The sequence below is a fragment of the Desulforhopalus sp. IMCC35007 genome, assembly GCF_005116575.1.
Lineage (GTDB): Bacteria > Desulfobacterota > Desulfobulbia > Desulfobulbales > Desulfocapsaceae > Desulforhopalus_A.
The window spans coordinates 1-17,717 of sequence record NZ_SWCN01000031.1 but is presented as its reverse complement, the minus strand read 5'-3'; the positions used below and the strand labels follow the sequence as shown (position 1 = coordinate 17,717).

The window sequence follows — 17,717 nt, the reverse complement described above, 5'->3', positions numbered from 1 at the left end:
GTGCTCCTTTCCTGCCTGATCTCTCGGCTTTTCACAGCTTGTACCTAACTGAATAAATGTTTATGTGTAGATACTGTATCGAAGTGCTGTTGAGTCTGGATTGGCCATAACAAAAGTGGAGATATTTATGGAAAAATTAAAAATATCGTTGTTGTTGCAGCTGTGTTGCATCTTTATTGTAGGTGTTTCAATCGCTCTGGCCAACCAAACTGAGCGTATCGGAAAAATAAAAACATCCCAACCTGAAGCTGATATACGAAGAGATACCACGGTTATAGCCGCTCGTGCTGGGAGTGAGGTATTCGCAAATGATATTCTGGAAACGGGAAAAGCAGGCAACTTGAGCATCATCTTCAGAGATGGGGCTATGCTTACCCTTGGACCCTCATCAGAATTCACCGTTTCTGAGTATATTTTTAATCCTGTTGAGAAATCGACCTCCTTTATTTCAAAAATGAAAAAAGGTGCAGCCTCCTATATTTCCGGGGCAATAGGCAGAATCAATCCTGAATCTGTACGTATTGAGACACCTACAGCTTATCTTGGGCTGCGTGGAACAAAAATTCTTATCAATGTGGATTAATTTCAGTTACACACAATTGAGCTATGGGGAGCCATATGATCTCGTCTCGAATCCTGAGTCTCTGCTTTTTCCTGCTGTTATTCGTCTCTGCCTGCAGTAAAACAATGGTTGTGCTTGTCCCCGATCCAGATGGTGCTGTGGGTAAGGTAACCGTTACACCTAAAATAGGATCCAGCCACCTGCTGGAAAAGCCCATGGAGAGCATAAACACCTATCCCGTCTCCATTCTTTCTCGCGGAAGTGATATTATAACCATGGAGTCATTACCGGAGTCTCTCAAGGAGACACTGCGCAATGAACCTGAATATCTCAGCCAGTTCATTTTTTATTTTCAAAGCGGATCAGTAGAACTCAATGAAGAGTCACTTGGAAAAGTCAGTTTAGCGGTGCAGAAGATTGAGGCTAAAAAATCCTGTGATGTAGTCTCAATAGGTCATTCTGATTCTGTTGGAGATGAAGAGTATAATGTAAGGCTTTCCAGCCAGAGAGCTGAGGTGGTAAAATCGATGTTAGTGGCTGCTGGTGTTGCCGCAGAATGTATTGAGACAATCTCATATGGTGAAAGTGATCCCCTGGTGAAAAGTGGCGACAATGTGGATGAAAGTGTCAATCGCCGGGTCGAGTTAGAGATTCGTTAGCATGTTAAGGTCATTGTTTCGAGCAAAGCCACGTTCCTGGGTGGAGTTGGAAATAGATTCCTCCAGGCGAATGAATCGCTATATTCTCTTTACCGGCTTTATTGTTTCCCTTCTGGCAGGTGCTTTTACCTACACTAATCCGGTCTTTCTAGAACGTATAAAGGCCATTGTCTATGATATACAAATCAAAAAATTAGACACGGTGCCACCATCCTCCTCCCTTTTGATCGTCGATATTGATGAACAAAGTCTCGGCCAATTTGGTCAATGGCCCTGGCCCCGCTATAGAATAGCCCTGTTGTTGGCAAAACTGCAGAGCTGGGGTGTTGCGGCTGTGGCTCTTGACATGGTTTTTCCAGAGCACGACAGGACTTCTCCCAAAAATCTTCAACAGGCCATTGAGCGGGATTTACAGGTTTCCCTGTCCCTTGATGGTATACCTGAAGCCCTACAGGACAATGATGCGATTCTCGCGAATGTTTTGCGCGACAACCCCGTAGTTCTTGGAAATTATTTTCATTTCCAAAAAGATGTGCAGGAATCAGAGTGTTATCTTCCAGCACCCAATGTTGCCATCGTCTCCAAAGGGGAGAGAAACACCTTTATCAGTAGACTGTTAAACGCTCAAGGAGCCACCTGTAATATTGAGATTCTTGCCAAGGCCGCTACAACGGGTTTTTATAATGCCCGGCCCGATGATGATGGGGTTTTTCGCAAGATTCCCCTGTTACTTTCCTATAAAGAAAACATCTATCCCGCTCTTGCCCTTGAAACAATCCTCACCGCCATGGGCAAGAATCAACTTATCGTCGAGCAGCAAGAGGATGGGTTTCTCCTGAAGATGCCCCAGAAAAATATCCAACTGGACAACTCAGGGCAAATGTATCTGCGATTCCGTGGGCCTAGCCGCACCTATCCCTATATTTCAGCACAGTCAATCCTCAATGAGAATGTTGATAAAGGTCTTTTCAGGGACAAAATTGTATTCATAGGTTCTTCAGCTATAGGTCTCAATGATATTCGTTCCACTCCCTTTGACGCAGTGATGCCTGGGGTGGAGATCCATACCGTCATAGCTGACAATATTCTTCAGGGAGACTTTCTACTCAGGCATTATTGGGCAAATCTCCTTGAAGCTGTTACTGCCTTTTTTGCTGGTTTGTTCTTATACTTTTTCATGATGTGGACGAAACCATTTGTCGGACCACTCATATTAATTGGTGCATCCGTTGTGCTCCTTAGCGGGTCACAACTTGCCATGGATGACCAGGGCATCATTATATCTGCAGTGCCTGCAATCATGACAATGCTTGTGAATCTTTTTCTTCTTTCAACCCTGAAGTTCTGGCGGGAAAAGGTCGCGAATAAAAAACGTACAAAACAGTACCAGGAAAGCCAGGAGGCCACTATCGACGGTTTTTGCGCACTTGCCGAATACCGCGATCCTGAGACTGGCGGTCATATTCGAAGAACCCAGCATTATGTAAAAGAGTTGGCAACGTATTTGTCCGCCAGGAAAAAATATGCGGATCAACTCAATGACGTGATTATTGATGTCATGTTTAAGGCCGCTCCTCTCCATGATATCGGTAAAATAGGAATAGCTGATAATATCTTACTCAAACCGGGCAGACTGACTGACGATGAGTTTGTGGACATGAAACGACATGCGGAGTTTGGTGCAGAGGTTTTTAAAGGGATTGAGAGGAAAATCGGCAGTACCCCGTTTGTTCAGATAGCCCGGGAAATTGCGAATTTTCATCAGGAAAAATGGGATGGCTCCGGCTACCCTGAGGGGCTGGTCGGAGAGGAGATACCACTTCCCGCAAGGTTAATGGCCCTGGCAGACGTTTACGACGCCCTTATCAGTGAACGGGTATATAAAAAGGCCTTTAGTCATAAGACATCCCGAACCATCATCATGAATGGTCGTGGGTCTCATTTTGATCCCGATGTGGTTGATGCCTTTCTGGCGATTGAAGAGCGTTTTATACAGATTGCCCTTGATTTTTCCGATTCTGAAAGTCAACGTGAGGCCTTATTGAAGGAAGAGGAGTGACAGTCTTTTAAGATCTGCCTTACTTTCAGACTCAATCAGTGTGGCCGTTCTGCATCAAAGATCAATTCCGTTCTTTAACTGACGAGTTTGATACCATCTGAACTGATTTGTATCAGTTTCTGTTTGTAGAGGGATCCCACTGCTTTTTTAAAGGTTTTTTTACTGACGCCAAATGTGGTGTAGATCTCTTCCGGTGGGCTTTTATCGCTGAGGGCGACGCTGCCATCATTTTTTTTCAGTGTCTCAAGGATGTCCTGGGATATGTCATCAACCTGCTGATACCCTCTCGGCTGCAGGCGCAGATCAATTTTCAGATCATCACGTATTTTCTTGACGTAACCTTCAAGTCGCTGGCCTATGGCAATTTTTTGAAAGACTTCATTGCTGTAAATCACACCTATATGAGAGCCATTGACAACGGCGCTGTAACCAAGATCTGTGTGTGCATAAACAAGCAGATCGACCTTGTCGCCCTCCTTAAATTCAGGAAGCCTGCGACCAAGAAATTTATCAAGTTTCGACGAGGCTGTAATGCGGTGTGTCTTTTCACTCAGATACACATAAACAACATAGGCATTGCCTTTTCTCATACTGTTTTGCTGCTCACCTTTTGGTACAAAAAGATCGTCTTCAAGCCCCCATCCAAGAAAAGCACCAGCCGGAGACGTTGAAACGACGGTGAGAGTGGCACATTCTCCAACCAGAACCGTTGGTCTGTGAACCGTTGCCATCAGCTGTTGTTGTTTATCGACATAAACAAAGACATCTATGGTGTCATCTTTCAGATATCTTTTGCCAGACGGTGTGCTTTTTAAAAGAACATCACCGGCCTCACCGCCCGATAAGAGAATGCCATTTTCATAAATCTCTTTTATCAAGAGCCGGTTTATCTTGCCTATCTGTACCATTTTGCCTCTATATATCTCTTACGTTATTTGATTGTAAGACTGGTTTTACATTGTTTTTAAGGAAAAATTAATGGAGCCATGGGGGAAGCTTTGATGCACTACCCTTTGTATTGCCTTTTGCAGAGCATCTACTGATGTTCTGGGGTTTAGTCAAGAAGGACGTCCTTGGCCGCATTTATCTTGGCGGTTAAAAATGCGGAGCCTCCGTGGTCGGGGTGTACTCCTTTTATGAGTCGCCGCCAGGCCTGATGGATTTCCTCTCTGGTTGCGCCGGGCTCCAGACCAAGAATCTGGTAGGCCTCCTGTTTGCTCATGTTTTTCAGTCCAGAGGTGTCATTTTCCTGCCTGGCCGAATCAGGATCAACATCATCGCGCCAATTGGGGTGATAACGATCGAGAAATGAAGCAAGCAGGGAGGCACTGTCTGCATCTGAACTGATTTCCTGATACAGCATGAACAGGTCGGCCTCTTTCATTGCTGAGAGCCGGGCTCCCTGCTGGCGACCGGCCAGCACTTTGCCGTCGATCTCACCTGTATCATGGTCAAGTTCCATCTCAAGGTATGTTGAGCGGACAGTTGATTTTTGTCCGCCGGGGTGATCGACGGGGCGTCTCGACCGATTGCGCCGCCACCAGGAAAGGCCTAAAAACATGAGAGGCATTCCAACCACACCACGCCTGAACAGGGTCAATATCGCTCCAGTCGTTATGAGAATCAGGGGCCCCATGTTTGTTAAAAAGGCGGCGCTCTTCTTGGCTGGCTGGGTGAGGATCAGCCAGAACAGCAGGAGCACCATGAATAAAAATAAAATAATATACAATCCCATTCACCTATCCAGACAAAAAAGGTAAAAACTTATTGCTCCATCTGCTGCAGGAGTAACCTTGCCTTGTGTTTATCGCTGTTTGACAGGGCTTTTATACCACCTTGTGCATATATTGCCACTGCTCCAAGCAGTTCGGCTAGTTCTTTAGCCGAATCTGGTCCAAGCCGAAAATAGGCACCTCCTGTGAGCCTCGCCATCTCACGAAAGCCATTTTCAGCTGTACCATCATGTCCTTCCTGGAAAAAGAAACAGCGTACTCCTTTTAAACCAAGTTCACCTGCTTTCTGGCAGAGAGAATCGATACTTTCTTCAATTGCATCACCGATAAAAACAAGTGCCGCGACTTTCTCTCTGGTTGTCTCACGATAGGCGTGATTGAGGATTTTCGCAATCTGTGTATGGCCACCTCGACATTTAATGTTGAGCATCAGGTTTCGGAGCGCAGCGGCATTAATAACCCATTTGGAGGCACGACATTCGTCAAAACCTCGAAAATAAACGAGTTGCACCGATAAGCCTCCGGCCTTGGTTACGGCATCGAACATTGCAGCCTGAATGTCCATAGCCCTGTCCCAGGTTGGCTGCCGACTGTTGGTTGCATCGAGTGTGAACAGCAGTCGTCCGCTCTTGGCAAGACTTGCATTACTGACCGCCTTGAGAAATGAGGCTATTTCAGTCGAAGATGATTTTTCTCCAAGTGCTTTGCCGCTGTTTGCAGTGGAAGTAAGGTCTTTATCTTTCATACTTTGAGTTACTTGTCAGTTAATAAATCGAAATGGCGTAAAAAACATATAAAATTACAGGTCGAAATAACGACCACTCTGTGAAAACACAGATCGTGTATCTAATATAAACAGTGAATCATAAAGGGCAAAATGTAGCCGAGGAGAGATTCACCTGTTTCGTGAAAATGTCGTCAAATCAGCCCTGTACGGGTGCTGAAGATAGCAGCAGAAGACAATGGCCTTAATCAAGCAGGGAAGCAGGTAATAGGCAGTGCCTCCTTTGCAGTGTTTTTTTGTAATATCGTGGTGTAGAGGAACTCATTTTTATTACTGCTCCCTTTTTGCCACGACTGATGTCGTGTAATAAAATCCGCTGATGCCCCATACATTTAACGATATTTCCTAACGTATTATTATTCTGGCAAGAGGGCAAGATCTACCTGCAATTTCGAGAGAGGCGGCTCCTGCACGCCTGACAGGGCGAGGTGGTGTTGTGTCTTGATTCACAAGGGAGGCCGACTCCAGGCCTCTGATCGTAGTTTCCCCTTTTAAAGGCTGAATTTTTGCGTTAATTGTTATGGGAGTGACATATACTGTCGTACGTACTGCTCGGATTTTTCAGGTAACCAGACAAAGGAGGGTTCCCTATGGATCTTATCACGTCGAAAAAGCTGTTAAAAGATTCCACTGATCAGAGTCAAGCTTTGACTCCATCTGCTGCCTCGCAGTATATTGCAGCGGTCAAGGCTATCCTCTTTGAGGATTACTCATCGCCATCACCTGATCTGATACAATATTTTATCAACCGTTTGCCCCTGGCAATCCGCTCAGAGAAAACAGTCGACCAGTTTCACACCATAGTAAAAATAGCATTGAAAGAGTTTGTCGATGAGTGTGTGAGCGATCGACTGCAATTGGATATGTCGGCTGATCAGAAGGATGTGGAGAGATCAAACCAGGCTCCTGATGTTTGTTGTGGCAAAAAGAGCGGCCTGAACAGGCAGGACAACTCCATCAAGGATGAAGACTTTGAAAAGTTCTTTGTTGTTGATGTGACATAGAGCAGGTGGCTTCCTCTCTGTGGCTCCTGCTTTGCAGTAAATATCGAGAGATGGGGAGACAGGCCGCACAACGATAACGAACCTATTGTTTTTGCTACAGAGAAAGACTTGTTTCCAAACTTCAGCCAAGCTGATGACAACCTCAGCCGTAATTCTTCGTATTATCTCGGCCTGCTGAGTTTCTCGTCTCAGCTGATGGATCATGATATACTCACCATACAACGCTTTCGGTATTGTTGAGGACGATTGAATTTGTTCCGATGCTGCTAGTGGACCACCTCCTGGTTGTTTCGTTGAACCCCGATAAATCTGTCATCAACGACTACAACCAGATTGGTTGTGGAAAAAACGGTACAACTAATTTAGCCAGCTGTGCACCAAGTGCATCCTCCCTGAACAATTCAGTAAATATGGGGACGGAACGAACAGGTAGAACCATGCCAAGAAATGTGATACTTTCAATAAGGATTCTGAGGAGAGTGGTTTCCGCCAGAAGATTGAGATGTATGTCTTTCTCCTGATGTTGACATCCTCTGATTTCCTAATTTCCTTGCCAATAGTCAGGTGAGGGGTGATATTTTACACTGCAGCAACAAAAAATAAGATAGATAATATAAAAATATGCAACCAGATCGCGGTAATATAATATTGTACCAGGCAGATGACGGCCAGCAATCGATAGATGTCCGTCTCGCAGGCGAAACGGTCTGGTTGACCTTAAACCAAATGTCAGAGGTATTTGATAGAGATAAGTCTGTAATATCAAGGCATCTCAGAAATATCTTTGAGACTGGTGAATTAACAAAGGAAGCAGTTGTTGCAAAAAATGCAACAACTGCTGCTGATGGGAAAACTTATAATGTTGAATATTTCAATCTTGATGCCATAATCTCGGTAGGCTACAGAGTCAATTCAAAGCGCGGTACCCAGTTCCGTATCTGGGCGACTTCCATACTCAAAGACCATCTCGTCAAAGGCTATACCCTCAGCCAGCGTCGACTGGCGGAAAAAGGTATCCATGAAGTGCAACAGGTTCTAGCATTGCTGACGAATACTCTGGAAGACCAGAAACTCGTCAGTGATGAGGGCCTTTCGGTACTGAGCATCGTTAATCAGTACGCCAAAACCTGGCAGCTGTTATTGCAGTATGACGAAGATAATCTGCCGTCTCCAGGTATCAAACAGGTCTCAGGTGAAATTCTTGATCTTGATGGTGTAAGAACAGCTATCACTTCCCTGAAAAAGGAGTTACTTACCAAGGGGGGGGCGACCGATCTCTTTGGTAATGAGCGTAATAATGGCCTTGCCGGGATCATCGGAGCAATCCACCAGACCTTTGGCGGGCAGGATCTCTATCCAAGTACTGAGGAGAAGGCGGCCAATCTTCTTTACTTTTTGATTAAAGACCATCCTTTTACAGACGGTAATAAGCGGATCGGTTCTTTTCTTTTTCTTCTGTTTCTAAAGATAAACGGGCGGCTCAGCATTAATACATTTGATAATAAGGCACTGGTTGCCTTAACGCTACTGACGGCTGCGAGTGACCCTGGCCAGCGAAATGTATTGATCCACTTGATCGTCAACCTCCTTTCAGGTGATTAGCGGAGAGAGTCTCCCTCCATGTGAAGGCATAAGTTTAGTATTATTTTATTGATATATTGGCGACCGATTATTCCACTAAAAAAGCTATGATAAAACATCTAAAAAGCATATAATTCAGGCAAACGGTTGAATTGTTCTCCCCTTGGCAGGTGCTACGTTTTATTGGTTCAAACGTGCAGAATCTGACCTGAGGTTACACTTGACTCGTGATGCCTGGAAGTGTAAATCATCAGCCCCCAAAAAGCTCATGTTGATCTTTCTGTACAGGTAAATCCTACTAGTCTTGGATTGTCTGTATTCCATGGGAAATAGATCTGATTAAAAACAGTGTCGAAGAGATATCGAAATACGGATAATTGTGAAAAAGATTAATTCTTTCTTTGATGTAGGACTCCTGCTACAAATCATCATCTGCGCTCTACTTTTTCAATCTACAGCTATTGATGTTACCGAGGCTTTAGGACAGGAAGAGAAAAATGGTGTAGCGCTCTCGCCAGAGGAAATATCCTGGCTTAAAGCACATCCGGTGATTCGTCTGGCACCCGACCCTCATTTTCAGCCCATAGAATTTTTTGACAGCAATGGTCTATACGCAGGTATTGGTGCGGACTATACACAGCTTATCACTCAAAAACTGGGGATCAGCTTTGAAGTTGTTAAATGCAACAGTTGGGATGATGTTGTCAAGCGAATAAAAAACCATGATGTCGACGTTTTAAATGCTGTTGTTAGAACTCCAGAACGAGAAACCTATCTTGATTTTCCACCACCCTATCTCACTATTCCTTCAGTCATTATTGTCAGAAATAGTGTCTCTGACGAGTTGACACTCGATAGCCTCAAAGGTATGCGTGTTGCCATGGTTAGAGGCTATGGCTATGTAGATCTGGTTCGCCAGAATTACCCGGATCTGGAAATTGACTTGGTCTCTAACCTTAAAACAGCTTTACGAAAAGTGTCATTTGGTATGGCTGATGCCTTCGTGGGGGATCTGGCAACAGCAAGTCATACTCTAGAGGCTGAGGGTATTACGAATTTAAAACTGGCAGGGGAGACGCATCCGCCTAATGTTTCTGGATTTGCCGTGCGCTCTGATTGGCCGGAATTAAGTGGGATCTTGCAAAAGGCTCAGGCGTTATTGACGGAGGATGAACGGAATACTATTCGTAATAAATGGATACACCTTCAGTTAGCCCCTGGGATTTCCAAGGAAAAATTGCGTAACCTGATAGCCATTGTTTCCGCTGTTGTTTTAGTTATCGTTTGTTCTTTTCTGCTGTGGACTCGTATGCTGAACAGGGTGGTCCGTACTCGCACGAATGCTCTTTTTCAGGAAATTGAAGAGCGTAAACGTGCTGAACAGGCGTTGAAAGAGAGTGAGAAAAAATTTCGTGTTATGGTCGAAATCTCACCTCTTGCCATTTATATGTTTGAGGGAATCGAGCAGAAAGCTGTATATATCAACTCCACGTTTACCAAATTGTTCGGTTATACGATGGCTGATGTTCTAGATGTCAACCAATTGTGGCCACTTGCTTATCCTGACGAAAAATACCGTACTGAGGTGATGGAAGAGTGGCAAAAAAAGGTAATACATGCCATTCATACGAAGACAGCAATTGAACCGATGGAGACCGTCGTTATTTGTAAGGATGGGTCCAGAAAAAATATTTCCTGGGGATTTATTGCAACAGGAGAGCAACACTGGGCTTTTGGCCTTGATCTGACTGAGATAAAAGAGGCAGAAGAAAAGAAGATCGCCCTTGACGCAAAGATGAACCAGTTCCACAAAATAGAGGCAATCGGACAGCTTGCCGGTGGGATTGCCCATGACTTCAATAATATTCTGGGTGTTATTATTGGTTATGCTGAAATGATTCAGGCAGATAGCCGCACAGGATCCACTGTTAGAGCGGATATTGACGAGGTTATCAATGCAAGTCGCAGGGCTAAAGAACTTATTAAACAGATTCTCGATTTTAGCCGCCAGAGTGTGCCGGAATGTATTTGCTTCCAACCTGTTCAGGTTGTAAAAGAAACCCTGAAAATGATCCGCTCCTCATTGCCGGCCACAATTGAAATCCGTCAGGATATAGATTCCCAAACTGGTATGATACTGGCGGATCCGACTCAGATCCACCAGATTTTGATGAATCTTGCCACCAACGCCTATCATGCAATGGGAGACAGCGGTGGTATTCTTACCGTATCATTGAAGAATGTCGTTTTTTCAGCCGAAGACCTCACTGCTCAGCCTGATGTTAAGTCCGGCGACTTCATAGAGCTCGCTGTGGCGGATAATGGTTCAGGGATAGCACCAGAGATCCAGAACAAAATATTTGACCCGTATTTTACCACCAAAGAGATGGGCCGTGGTTGTGGAATGGGACTGTCCATCATCCACGGTATTGTCAAGAAATACAGGGGTTTTGTCAGCTGTGAGAGCAAAGAGGGTGAAGGTTCTGTGTTCAGGGTCCTCATCCCCGTGGATGCTGAAGCGAGGTCCCATGAATCCCAACCTGCAGGGGAGCCAGATCGTCAGGGCGGCAACGAGCGCATTCTTTTTGTGGATGATGAAGAATTACTTGTAGAAATAGGCAAAATCATTCTTGAACAGTCGGGTTATGAGCTGTTTTGCAAAACGAGCAGTCTTGACGCTCTTGACGCTTTTCAGACTGATCCGTACCGCTTTGATCTTGTTATTACCGATCAGACAATGCCGGGGTTAACAGGACTTGAACTATCACGGCGGATTCGAAAAATTCGATCAGATATACCGATTGTGCTTTGTTCTGGATTTATCAGCCAACTTGAAGAAGAGGAGGCAAAGGTCTGTGGAATTAACGCCTTTGCCATGAAACCTATTGAAAGAGAAGTGCTAACAGATCTTGTTCGAAAAGTACTGAATGAAGAAAAAAAGGACTGCTAAGCCGTGTTACCATCTTACTAGAAAGTTAAATTGTGTCTGTTTTTTGCGTTTTGTTCATGCAGCCGTTGCTTTTTTCTTCACAGTTTTATCAATAAAATTATTGGCGTAACGCCAATCTCCATGTGCATATCCTGATGTTTCCATATCTTGGTCGCAACGCTCTCGGTAAAGTTGCCGATCACCTTATCTGTAAGAAAATTATCGTATTTTCATAACAGTCCTGCACGACACGGAGGACCTTTGGTAACACGAAATGAAATTACGTAACATTACTTCTTGACCGCGTTGTGTGTAAATGTTAACTACTAGTAACACGAAATAAAATATCGTCATACTACCTTCTTTAAAAAGGAGTATCTATGTTTTTAAAGGTCTTCATTCTTGCCTGTCTGCCTGTAATCTTTTGCGGCGAAATAGTTGCCCAGTCGATTACAGACGTCCATGGAGAGCTGCTCCAACCCGGAGCACCTGTTGGCCATGTCATATGTTCCGGACCGGGTTGTCTCAGACTGCTTACTTATCTGCAGGCCCAGGACCGGATTGCTGGAGTAGACGATATTGAAACAAGGCATAAGATACTTGATGCCAGGCCGTACGCTCTGGCCAATCCACAGTTTAAACAACTGCCTGTTTTTGGGGAATTTCGCGGGAAAGACAATCCGGAGCAAATTCTCAATCTTGTGCCGCAACCGGATCTCATTTTTAAAACCTTTCCCTTAATGGGGCATAATCCAGTTGAACTGCAGGAGAAAACGGGCATTCCAGTTGTTGCTCTTGATTATGGCGATCTTGGAAAGAATTGCTCGCAGTTGTATGAGACACTTCGACAGATGGGAAGCCTTTTAGGCAAAGACAGACGTGCTCAAGAGGTTATCACCTTTTTTGAGGAGACCATCGCCGATCTCAGGCAGCGCACTGCATCAATTGATGCAGACCACAGGCCTTCTGCATATATCGGGGGTGTCGCAGCCAGGGGGCCTCACGGCTTTCAGTCTACTGAGCCTCAATATCCACCTTTTACCTTTATAAATGCACGTAACCTGGCCTTCGATGAGTTTGCGGTGAAAAGGGGGTTGAGTGGGTCCAATATTTCCAAAGAAAAAATTATCGTCTGGGATCCTGACTACCTTTTTCTTGACCTTGCCACATTACAGCTTGAAGGTGCGGGAGGTGGCCTGCATGAATTAAAAACTGATCCGGCCTATCAACTGTTGACCGCAGTTAAAAAGAAGCGGGTATATGGGTTGCTCCCCTACAATTTGTATGCCGCAAACTATGGTTCGATTCTGGCTAACGCCTATTTTCTGGGAAAATTAATTTATCCGGATCGATTCGAAGATATCGAACCAACAGAAAAAGCAGATGAGATCTACAGTTTTCTTGTAGGCAAACCGGTATTTGCAGAGATGAGCAGCCTGTTTATGAATCTTGTTTTCCAACCGATACAACTGACAGAATAATGAATCTTAATCCGGCTGATGTACCAGCTAAATATCGACAGTATATCAGCCGTAAAATATTGTTTTTATGTTGCATGATGGTAAGTCTAGTGCTTGCGTCGATAGCCGCGATATCTCTTGGGACCGCCGATATATCCTTTTTTGCTGTTGCCAAAAGTCTGCTTGGCTTCAACACCAGCAGGCAAGTTGAGATGATTGTCTGGAATATTCGTTTGCCTCAGGTGTTGGCAGCCATCATTGCAGGAGCTGGGCTGGCTGTTGCAGGAGCCGTGATGCAATGCATTTTGAGGAACCCTTTGGGATCACCATTTACCCTTGGCATCTCCCATGCTGCAGCCTTTGGTGCTTCGTTATCGGTGATGTTGCTGGGAAATGATGGTCTTGTCGCAAGCAGTGCGGGAAACGTATCAATCACTCATCTCTATATGACCACTGCTGCGGCGTTTATCTGCAGTATCGCTGCTTCTGCCCTCATCGTTGGTGTAACAAAAATACGCGGAGCCAATGCGGAGGTGATGATACTTACCGGAGTAGCACTTGGAGCCTTCTGTACTGCGGGAACGATGTTTTTACAATTTTTTGCCGATGACACCCAACTGGCGGCAATGGTGTTCTGGACCTTTGGGGACACGGGCAGAGCAAGTTCGCAGGAGTTGATGTTTATCTTCGTTGTGACACTGTTTTGTTTAATTTGTTTTTTTGCTGACAGTTGGAATTATAATGCCATAAGTGTCGGAGATGAAACCGCAAAAGGCCTTGGGGTCAGGGTTGAACGAGTACGTTTGACAGGGATGTTTCTTTCATCAATTCTTACCGCAGTAATTATTTCATTTCTTGGAATCATTGGTTTTGTCGGCCTGGTCGTGCCCCACATGGTTCGTAAGATCATTGGATCGGATCACAGATTTCTGCTGCCGGCTTGTATTTTGGTCGGAGCTTTCCTTCTCCTTGTTTCTGATGTCGTTGCTCGATTGCTCCTTGCCCCCCATGTGTTGCCCGTTTCTGTGTTAACCGCCTTTATAGGTGCGCCTGCTTTTTTCTGGATAATTTTAAGAAGAGGATCACGATGATTTTATCTGTAAAAGACCTCGTTTTTGCGTATAACGGCACCGATATTCTTAAAAAAATAGATCTTGCTGTGGAGCCAGGTCAGCTGCTGGCCATTCTTGGTCCCAATGGTGCCGGGAAAACAACGCTTTTAAAATGTATTGGCAACATACATTGCCCTGCTGCAGGAACTATCCAGGTTGAGGATCGTAATATCCTGAAGATGTCGCCGGATAAGGTTGCCTTAAGTATTGGCTATGTCGCTCAGCACAGTGAAACCACCCGGCTGACCGTTTTTGATGCTGTGCTGATGGGACGAAAACCGTATATCAAATGGCATGTTGCAAGCCATGATCTGCAAGTTGTGGAGGAGGTTCTGATGCAGCTTGATCTTTCGAAACTATCTCTGCGCTATTTAGACGAGCTCAGCGGCGGAGAGCTACAAAAAGTCGCCATTGCCCGGGCGCTTGTTCAGGAGCCACGGCTGCTGCTTCTGGATGAGCCCACCAGCGCTTTGGATTTAAGAAATCAGATCAGTATCTTATCTATTGTAAGAGAAATTGTGGACACCAGGCAGATCGGAGCTGTGATGACCATGCACGATCTGAACAGCGCCCTGCGTTATGCCGATCGTTACTGTTTTCTGCGTAACGGCTCTATTTATGCAGAGTGTGACCGCAATACAATATCCTCTGACATTATAGAAGACGTCTATGGTCTGCCCGTCTCAGTCCACAATATTGATAACTGTCCTGTGATAATTCCCCAGCAGCCATTATAGCGGGCGGGGAGGTGGCTGTTCGTTTCAGCCGCAGGCACCACAACAAAGAATGTTTCACGGTTGTAGGTTGCGTGCCCAGGCAGATATTTCTCTGATATCCTCTGGTGTTGTACGGCAGCAGCCTCCAATGATTCGCGCCCCCTGCTTGTACCAGCTGTGTGCCCGTTCTCCATAAGATAGAGGGGCAACATTGCCGTCCCAGGTTTTTTCCTCAGGATTATAACATTCACCTGAATTCGGATAGATGATGATTGGTTTGTCCGTGTTTTTTCGGATTTCGGTAATCAGGGATGCAATATGCTTTGGAGCCGTGCAGTTTATGCCAATTGCTGCCACCTGCTCCTGGGTATTGAGCCATTTGGCACAATCTGTCATTTTTTCACCATTACTGATGTGTAGACCGTCTTTGGCACTGAAACTGAGCCAGCAATAACTGCTGGGGTTTTCCTTGAGGAGTTCAACTAAAACCTTTGCCTCCATCAGACAGGGGATCGTCTCGCAGGCCAGAATATCAGGTCTTGCATCAATGAGTGTCTGCAACCTTTTTTTGTGAAAAGCGCTGAGTTCTGACTCTGAGAGGTTGTAATCGCCCCGATACTCCGAGCCATCAGCCAGGTAGGCGCCGTAAGGCCCAACTGATGCTGCTATCAGGGGTTTTGGTCGATTGTCATGATTGGCAGAATTTGCCCAGAAGGCATCTCTTGCCGTGGTTGCAATGGTAATGGAAAGTTGAATGAGATCATGGGCCTGCTGTTGATTGAGCCCACGTTTCATAAAGCCTTCGTAGCTGGCCTGGTAACTGGCGGTTATGACACAATCGGCTCCCGCTTTTAAATAATCGGCATGAACCTCGCCGATGACTTTAGGATTTTCTATAAGGACCTTGGCCGACCATAAGGGATCATTCAGGTCGTAGCCTCGGCGTTCCAGCTCACTGGAAAACCCGCCATCAAGAATCATCAGTGGGTAGGTATCTAAAATATCCTGGATAGGGTTCATCTATGTTTACCGTAAAAGGAGTGTATCTGGTAAAGTTGGAGGACCTTTGAACCCGTGTTAAACGAATATTTATGGTTCTCCTGACCTTGAAAAGCCTGTGTTTAACAAAAGAAGGATTATGATAAACCTTATGTGCTGGGCTTTACAACGACTAACTTCATTTCCGTCATTTCAGTGACAGCATAATGAAGTCCTTCACGGCCGGTTCCGCTCTCCTTAACTCCGCCATAGGGCATCTGGTCGACTCTAAATGTCGGTATGTCGTTTATCATGACCCCGCCAACTTCCAGTTTTTTTGCGGCGTGCAGTGCATTGTCAAGAAGAGGGGTATAGATTCCAGCCTGTAGACCATAAACGCTGTCGTTGACTTGGTCTATGGCATCGCCGAGTTCATCAAAGGGCCAGATAACCACAACTGGTCCAAAGACTTCCTGGCAGGACACTTTTAGTCCCTTGGCAACGTTGGTGAGGATAGCAGGGGAGACCATGTTCCCGGTTCGCTCACCTCCACAGAGAACTGTGGCGCCGTCATCCTCGGCAGTTTTGATCCACTGTTGAACTCTGTCTGCATCCTTTTCACTGATGAGAGCAGAGTAATCCGTTGTGGCCTTGTCAGGCTGACCGCCGTTAAGTTTTTTTGTCGCGATCACCATTTTCTGGCAGAGATCCGCATAGAGACTGCTGTGGACAAAGATGCGTTGTAGAGAAATGCAGACCTGTCCCTGAAAGGAAAAGGCCCCGACAACGCAACGATCGATCAGGGTATCAATATCGACGCCCTGATCAATGATGACCGCTGAATTGGAACCCAACTCGAGGGTCACTTTTTTAAGTCCAGCCTTTGCCTTAATGGCTTTTCCAACGGGAGGACTGCCGGTAAACGTGACCATGGCGATTCTTTCGTCCTCTACAAGGACATCTCCAACGACAGCGCCACTTCCTGTGACGACGTTGAGAGCTCCTGCAGGCAGGCCGGCATCGTGAAATAATTCGGCGGTAAAGAAGGCTGAAAAAGGCGTCTGGCTGGCGGGTTTGAGGACTACCGTGTTGCCACCAGCAAAGGCGGGACCTATCTTATGAGCCACCAGGTTAAATGGGAAATTGAATGGGGTGATTGCAGCAATAATCCCAAGTGGTTCCTGGATGGTAAAGCCAAATCGGCCTTTGCCGCCTGGAGCTGCGTCAATAGGGATCATCTCTCCACTTAAGCGACGGGCTTCGTCCGCTGCAAAGTGATAGGTCTGTACGGTTCTGTCTATCTCCGCGAGAGCCGCATTTAAGGGCTTGGCCGCCTCAGCACAGAGAATAGCGGCAGCTTCATGCCGGCGCTTATCAAAGAGCTCTGCAACCCTGTCAAGGATTTCGCCCCGTTCATATGCTGATAAGGCCCGCATAGCAGGTCTAGTTCTTTCAGCGGCATCTATTGCAAGTGAGACCTGAGAAGAAGTCGCAACACTGACTTCTCCGACCAGATGTCCATCAAAGGGGCTATGTATGGTGAGGGTTTGTTCTGTTGGTACCCACCGGCCATTTATCCATAAATCTTTTTTCATGGTTTCTCCAATAGTCTTCATTCCTGGTATGCTGATTGAATATGATAGATCTAACAATACTTATCTTATGCGTGGTGTTTCCACAAATTATTTTGTGATTGCCTGTTCCGGTTTTAAATAATGCCATTGGAGTTTGACGGCGAATAGAGTTTGGCGCAGGTGGCATTTTGATATCACCTGACAAAAAGGTATGCAATGAAGTGAGCATGTACAAACAAAAATCCCCAATCAACAGTTTAGTTGAATGGGAATTGGTGTAAGGCTACGGCAATGACCTACTCTTGAGCGCAGCGCCCGTGCACTACCATCGGCGCCAGGTAAGTAAGCGAAGTGAGACTCCGAGAGAGGTAGGTAAGGGGGCGGGGCGAGACTCCGAGAGAGTTAATTTCCATGTTCGGAATGGGAACGGCTGGATCCCCTTTGCTGTGACCGCCGTAAAACTTGTTGTGCCTGAGGTGGAGAAGGGGATATGTACCCATCCTGCCTTGCACTGTTTTACGTGTAATCCCAGTCGATAATAGAATAAAAAAAATCCCCAATCAACA

Annotated in this window: 14 protein-coding genes; 9 read left to right on the top strand and 5 right to left on the bottom strand. The window is 45.7% G+C overall.

Annotated features, from left to right (window positions below):
* The first annotated feature begins 127 nt into the window (after nucleotides 1–127).
* From FCL48_RS22065 to FCL48_RS22055, 3 genes are read left to right on the top strand one after another with little or no spacing between them, the layout of a single operon-like run.
* Nucleotides 128–583 carry a FecR domain-containing protein gene (locus FCL48_RS22065; protein WP_136875763.1) on the top strand — a complete coding sequence of 152 codons (456 nt, stop codon included), beginning with the start codon at nucleotides 128–130 and terminating at the stop codon, nucleotides 581–583.
* Between the two features lie 35 nt (nucleotides 584–618).
* Entirely contained in the window at nucleotides 619–1,221 is a 603-nt protein-coding gene (locus tag FCL48_RS22060; protein ID WP_169309329.1) for an OmpA family protein, read from the top strand.
* A gap of 1 nt (nucleotide 1,222) precedes the next feature.
* Complete coding sequence (locus tag FCL48_RS22055) at nucleotides 1,223–3,280, top strand: CHASE2 domain-containing protein (protein WP_136875759.1); 2,058 nt, start codon at nucleotides 1,223–1,225, stop codon at nucleotides 3,278–3,280.
* Between the two features lie 74 nt (nucleotides 3,281–3,354).
* Here FCL48_RS22055 and FCL48_RS22050 read toward each other — a convergent pair whose 3' ends face one another.
* From FCL48_RS22050 to FCL48_RS22040, 3 genes are all read right to left on the bottom strand, one after another.
* Entirely contained in the window at nucleotides 3,355–4,188 is an 834-nt protein-coding gene (locus FCL48_RS22050; RefSeq protein ID WP_136875757.1) for a S1 RNA-binding domain-containing protein, read from the bottom strand.
* Nucleotides 4,189–4,334: 146 nt separating this feature from the next.
* Nucleotides 4,335–5,015, bottom strand: coding sequence for a DnaJ domain-containing protein (locus FCL48_RS22045; RefSeq protein WP_136875755.1), 681 nt, complete (start codon nucleotides 5,013–5,015; stop codon nucleotides 4,335–4,337).
* Nucleotides 5,016–5,044: 29 nt separating this feature from the next.
* A complete protein-coding gene (locus FCL48_RS22040) occupies nucleotides 5,045–5,758 on the bottom strand; it encodes a VWA domain-containing protein (protein ID WP_136875753.1) in 714 nt (237 codons plus the stop codon).
* A 629-nt stretch (nucleotides 5,759–6,387) separates the two neighbouring features.
* Between FCL48_RS22040 and FCL48_RS22035 the strand changes: the two genes are divergently transcribed.
* From FCL48_RS22035 to FCL48_RS22010, 6 genes are all read left to right on the top strand, one after another.
* Nucleotides 6,388–6,801, top strand: coding sequence for a hypothetical protein (locus tag FCL48_RS22035; RefSeq protein WP_136875751.1), 414 nt, complete (start codon nucleotides 6,388–6,390; stop codon nucleotides 6,799–6,801).
* A gap of 621 nt (nucleotides 6,802–7,422) precedes the next feature.
* Nucleotides 7,423–8,403 (top strand): virulence protein RhuM/Fic/DOC family protein, encoded by a 981-nt coding sequence (gene rhuM, locus FCL48_RS22030; RefSeq protein WP_136875749.1) that lies wholly within the window; start codon nucleotides 7,423–7,425, stop codon nucleotides 8,401–8,403.
* A 358-nt stretch (nucleotides 8,404–8,761) separates the two neighbouring features.
* Nucleotides 8,762–11,332 carry a transporter substrate-binding domain-containing protein gene (locus FCL48_RS22025; RefSeq protein WP_136875747.1) on the top strand — a complete coding sequence of 857 codons (2,571 nt, stop codon included), beginning with the start codon at nucleotides 8,762–8,764 and terminating at the stop codon, nucleotides 11,330–11,332.
* A 359-nt stretch (nucleotides 11,333–11,691) separates the two neighbouring features.
* Entirely contained in the window at nucleotides 11,692–12,792 is a 1,101-nt protein-coding gene (locus FCL48_RS22020) for an iron ABC transporter substrate-binding protein (protein WP_136875745.1), read from the top strand.
* A complete protein-coding gene (locus FCL48_RS22015) occupies nucleotides 12,792–13,862 on the top strand; it encodes an iron ABC transporter permease (RefSeq protein WP_136875743.1) in 1,071 nt (356 codons plus the stop codon). Before FCL48_RS22020 ends, FCL48_RS22015 begins: the two co-directional genes overlap by 1 nt.
* Nucleotides 13,859–14,620, top strand: a complete 762-nt coding sequence (locus FCL48_RS22010; RefSeq protein ID WP_136875741.1) for an ABC transporter ATP-binding protein — start codon at nucleotides 13,859–13,861, stop codon at nucleotides 14,618–14,620. The genes FCL48_RS22015 and FCL48_RS22010 overlap by 4 nt, the downstream gene beginning before the upstream one ends.
* Nucleotides 14,621–14,674: 54 nt before the next feature.
* Here FCL48_RS22010 and mmuM read toward each other — a convergent pair whose 3' ends face one another.
* Nucleotides 14,675–15,619, bottom strand: a complete 945-nt coding sequence (gene mmuM, locus FCL48_RS22005) for a homocysteine S-methyltransferase (protein ID WP_136875739.1) — start codon at nucleotides 15,617–15,619, stop codon at nucleotides 14,675–14,677.
* Nucleotides 15,620–15,747: 128 nt separating this feature from the next.
* Nucleotides 15,748–17,172 (bottom strand): aldehyde dehydrogenase family protein, encoded by a 1,425-nt coding sequence (locus tag FCL48_RS22000; RefSeq protein ID WP_205747796.1) that lies wholly within the window; start codon nucleotides 17,170–17,172, stop codon nucleotides 15,748–15,750.
* Between the last annotated feature and the right edge of the window lie 545 nt (nucleotides 17,173–17,717).

Bases quoted from the DNA above. Each gene is read 5' to 3' on its own strand.
- FCL48_RS22000 (WP_205747796.1), bottom strand. From the start codon at position 17,172: ATGAAAAAAGATTTATGGATAAATGGCCGGTGGGTACCAACAGAACAA.
- FCL48_RS22035 (WP_136875751.1), top strand. From the start codon at position 6,388: ATGGATCTTATCACGTCGAAAAAGCTGTTAAAAGATTCCACTGATCAG.
- FCL48_RS22010 (WP_136875741.1), top strand. From the start codon at position 13,859: ATGATTTTATCTGTAAAAGACCTCGTTTTTGCGTATAACGGCACCGAT.
- mmuM (WP_136875739.1), bottom strand. From the start codon at position 15,619: ATGAACCCTATCCAGGATATTTTAGATACCTACCCACTGATGATTCTT.
- FCL48_RS22040 (WP_136875753.1), bottom strand. From the start codon at position 5,758: ATGAAAGATAAAGACCTTACTTCCACTGCAAACAGCGGCAAAGCACTT.
- FCL48_RS22045 (WP_136875755.1), bottom strand. From the start codon at position 5,015: ATGGGATTGTATATTATTTTATTTTTATTCATGGTGCTCCTGCTGTTC.
- FCL48_RS22020 (WP_136875745.1), top strand. From the start codon at position 11,692: ATGTTTTTAAAGGTCTTCATTCTTGCCTGTCTGCCTGTAATCTTTTGC.
- FCL48_RS22065 (WP_136875763.1), top strand. From the start codon at position 128: ATGGAAAAATTAAAAATATCGTTGTTGTTGCAGCTGTGTTGCATCTTT.
- FCL48_RS22050 (WP_136875757.1), bottom strand. From the start codon at position 4,188: ATGGTACAGATAGGCAAGATAAACCGGCTCTTGATAAAAGAGATTTAT.
- FCL48_RS22060 (WP_169309329.1), top strand. From the start codon at position 619: ATGATCTCGTCTCGAATCCTGAGTCTCTGCTTTTTCCTGCTGTTATTC.
- FCL48_RS22015 (WP_136875743.1), top strand. From the start codon at position 12,792: ATGAATCTTAATCCGGCTGATGTACCAGCTAAATATCGACAGTATATC.
- rhuM (WP_136875749.1), top strand. From the start codon at position 7,423: ATGCAACCAGATCGCGGTAATATAATATTGTACCAGGCAGATGACGGC.
- FCL48_RS22055 (WP_136875759.1), top strand. From the start codon at position 1,223: ATGTTAAGGTCATTGTTTCGAGCAAAGCCACGTTCCTGGGTGGAGTTG.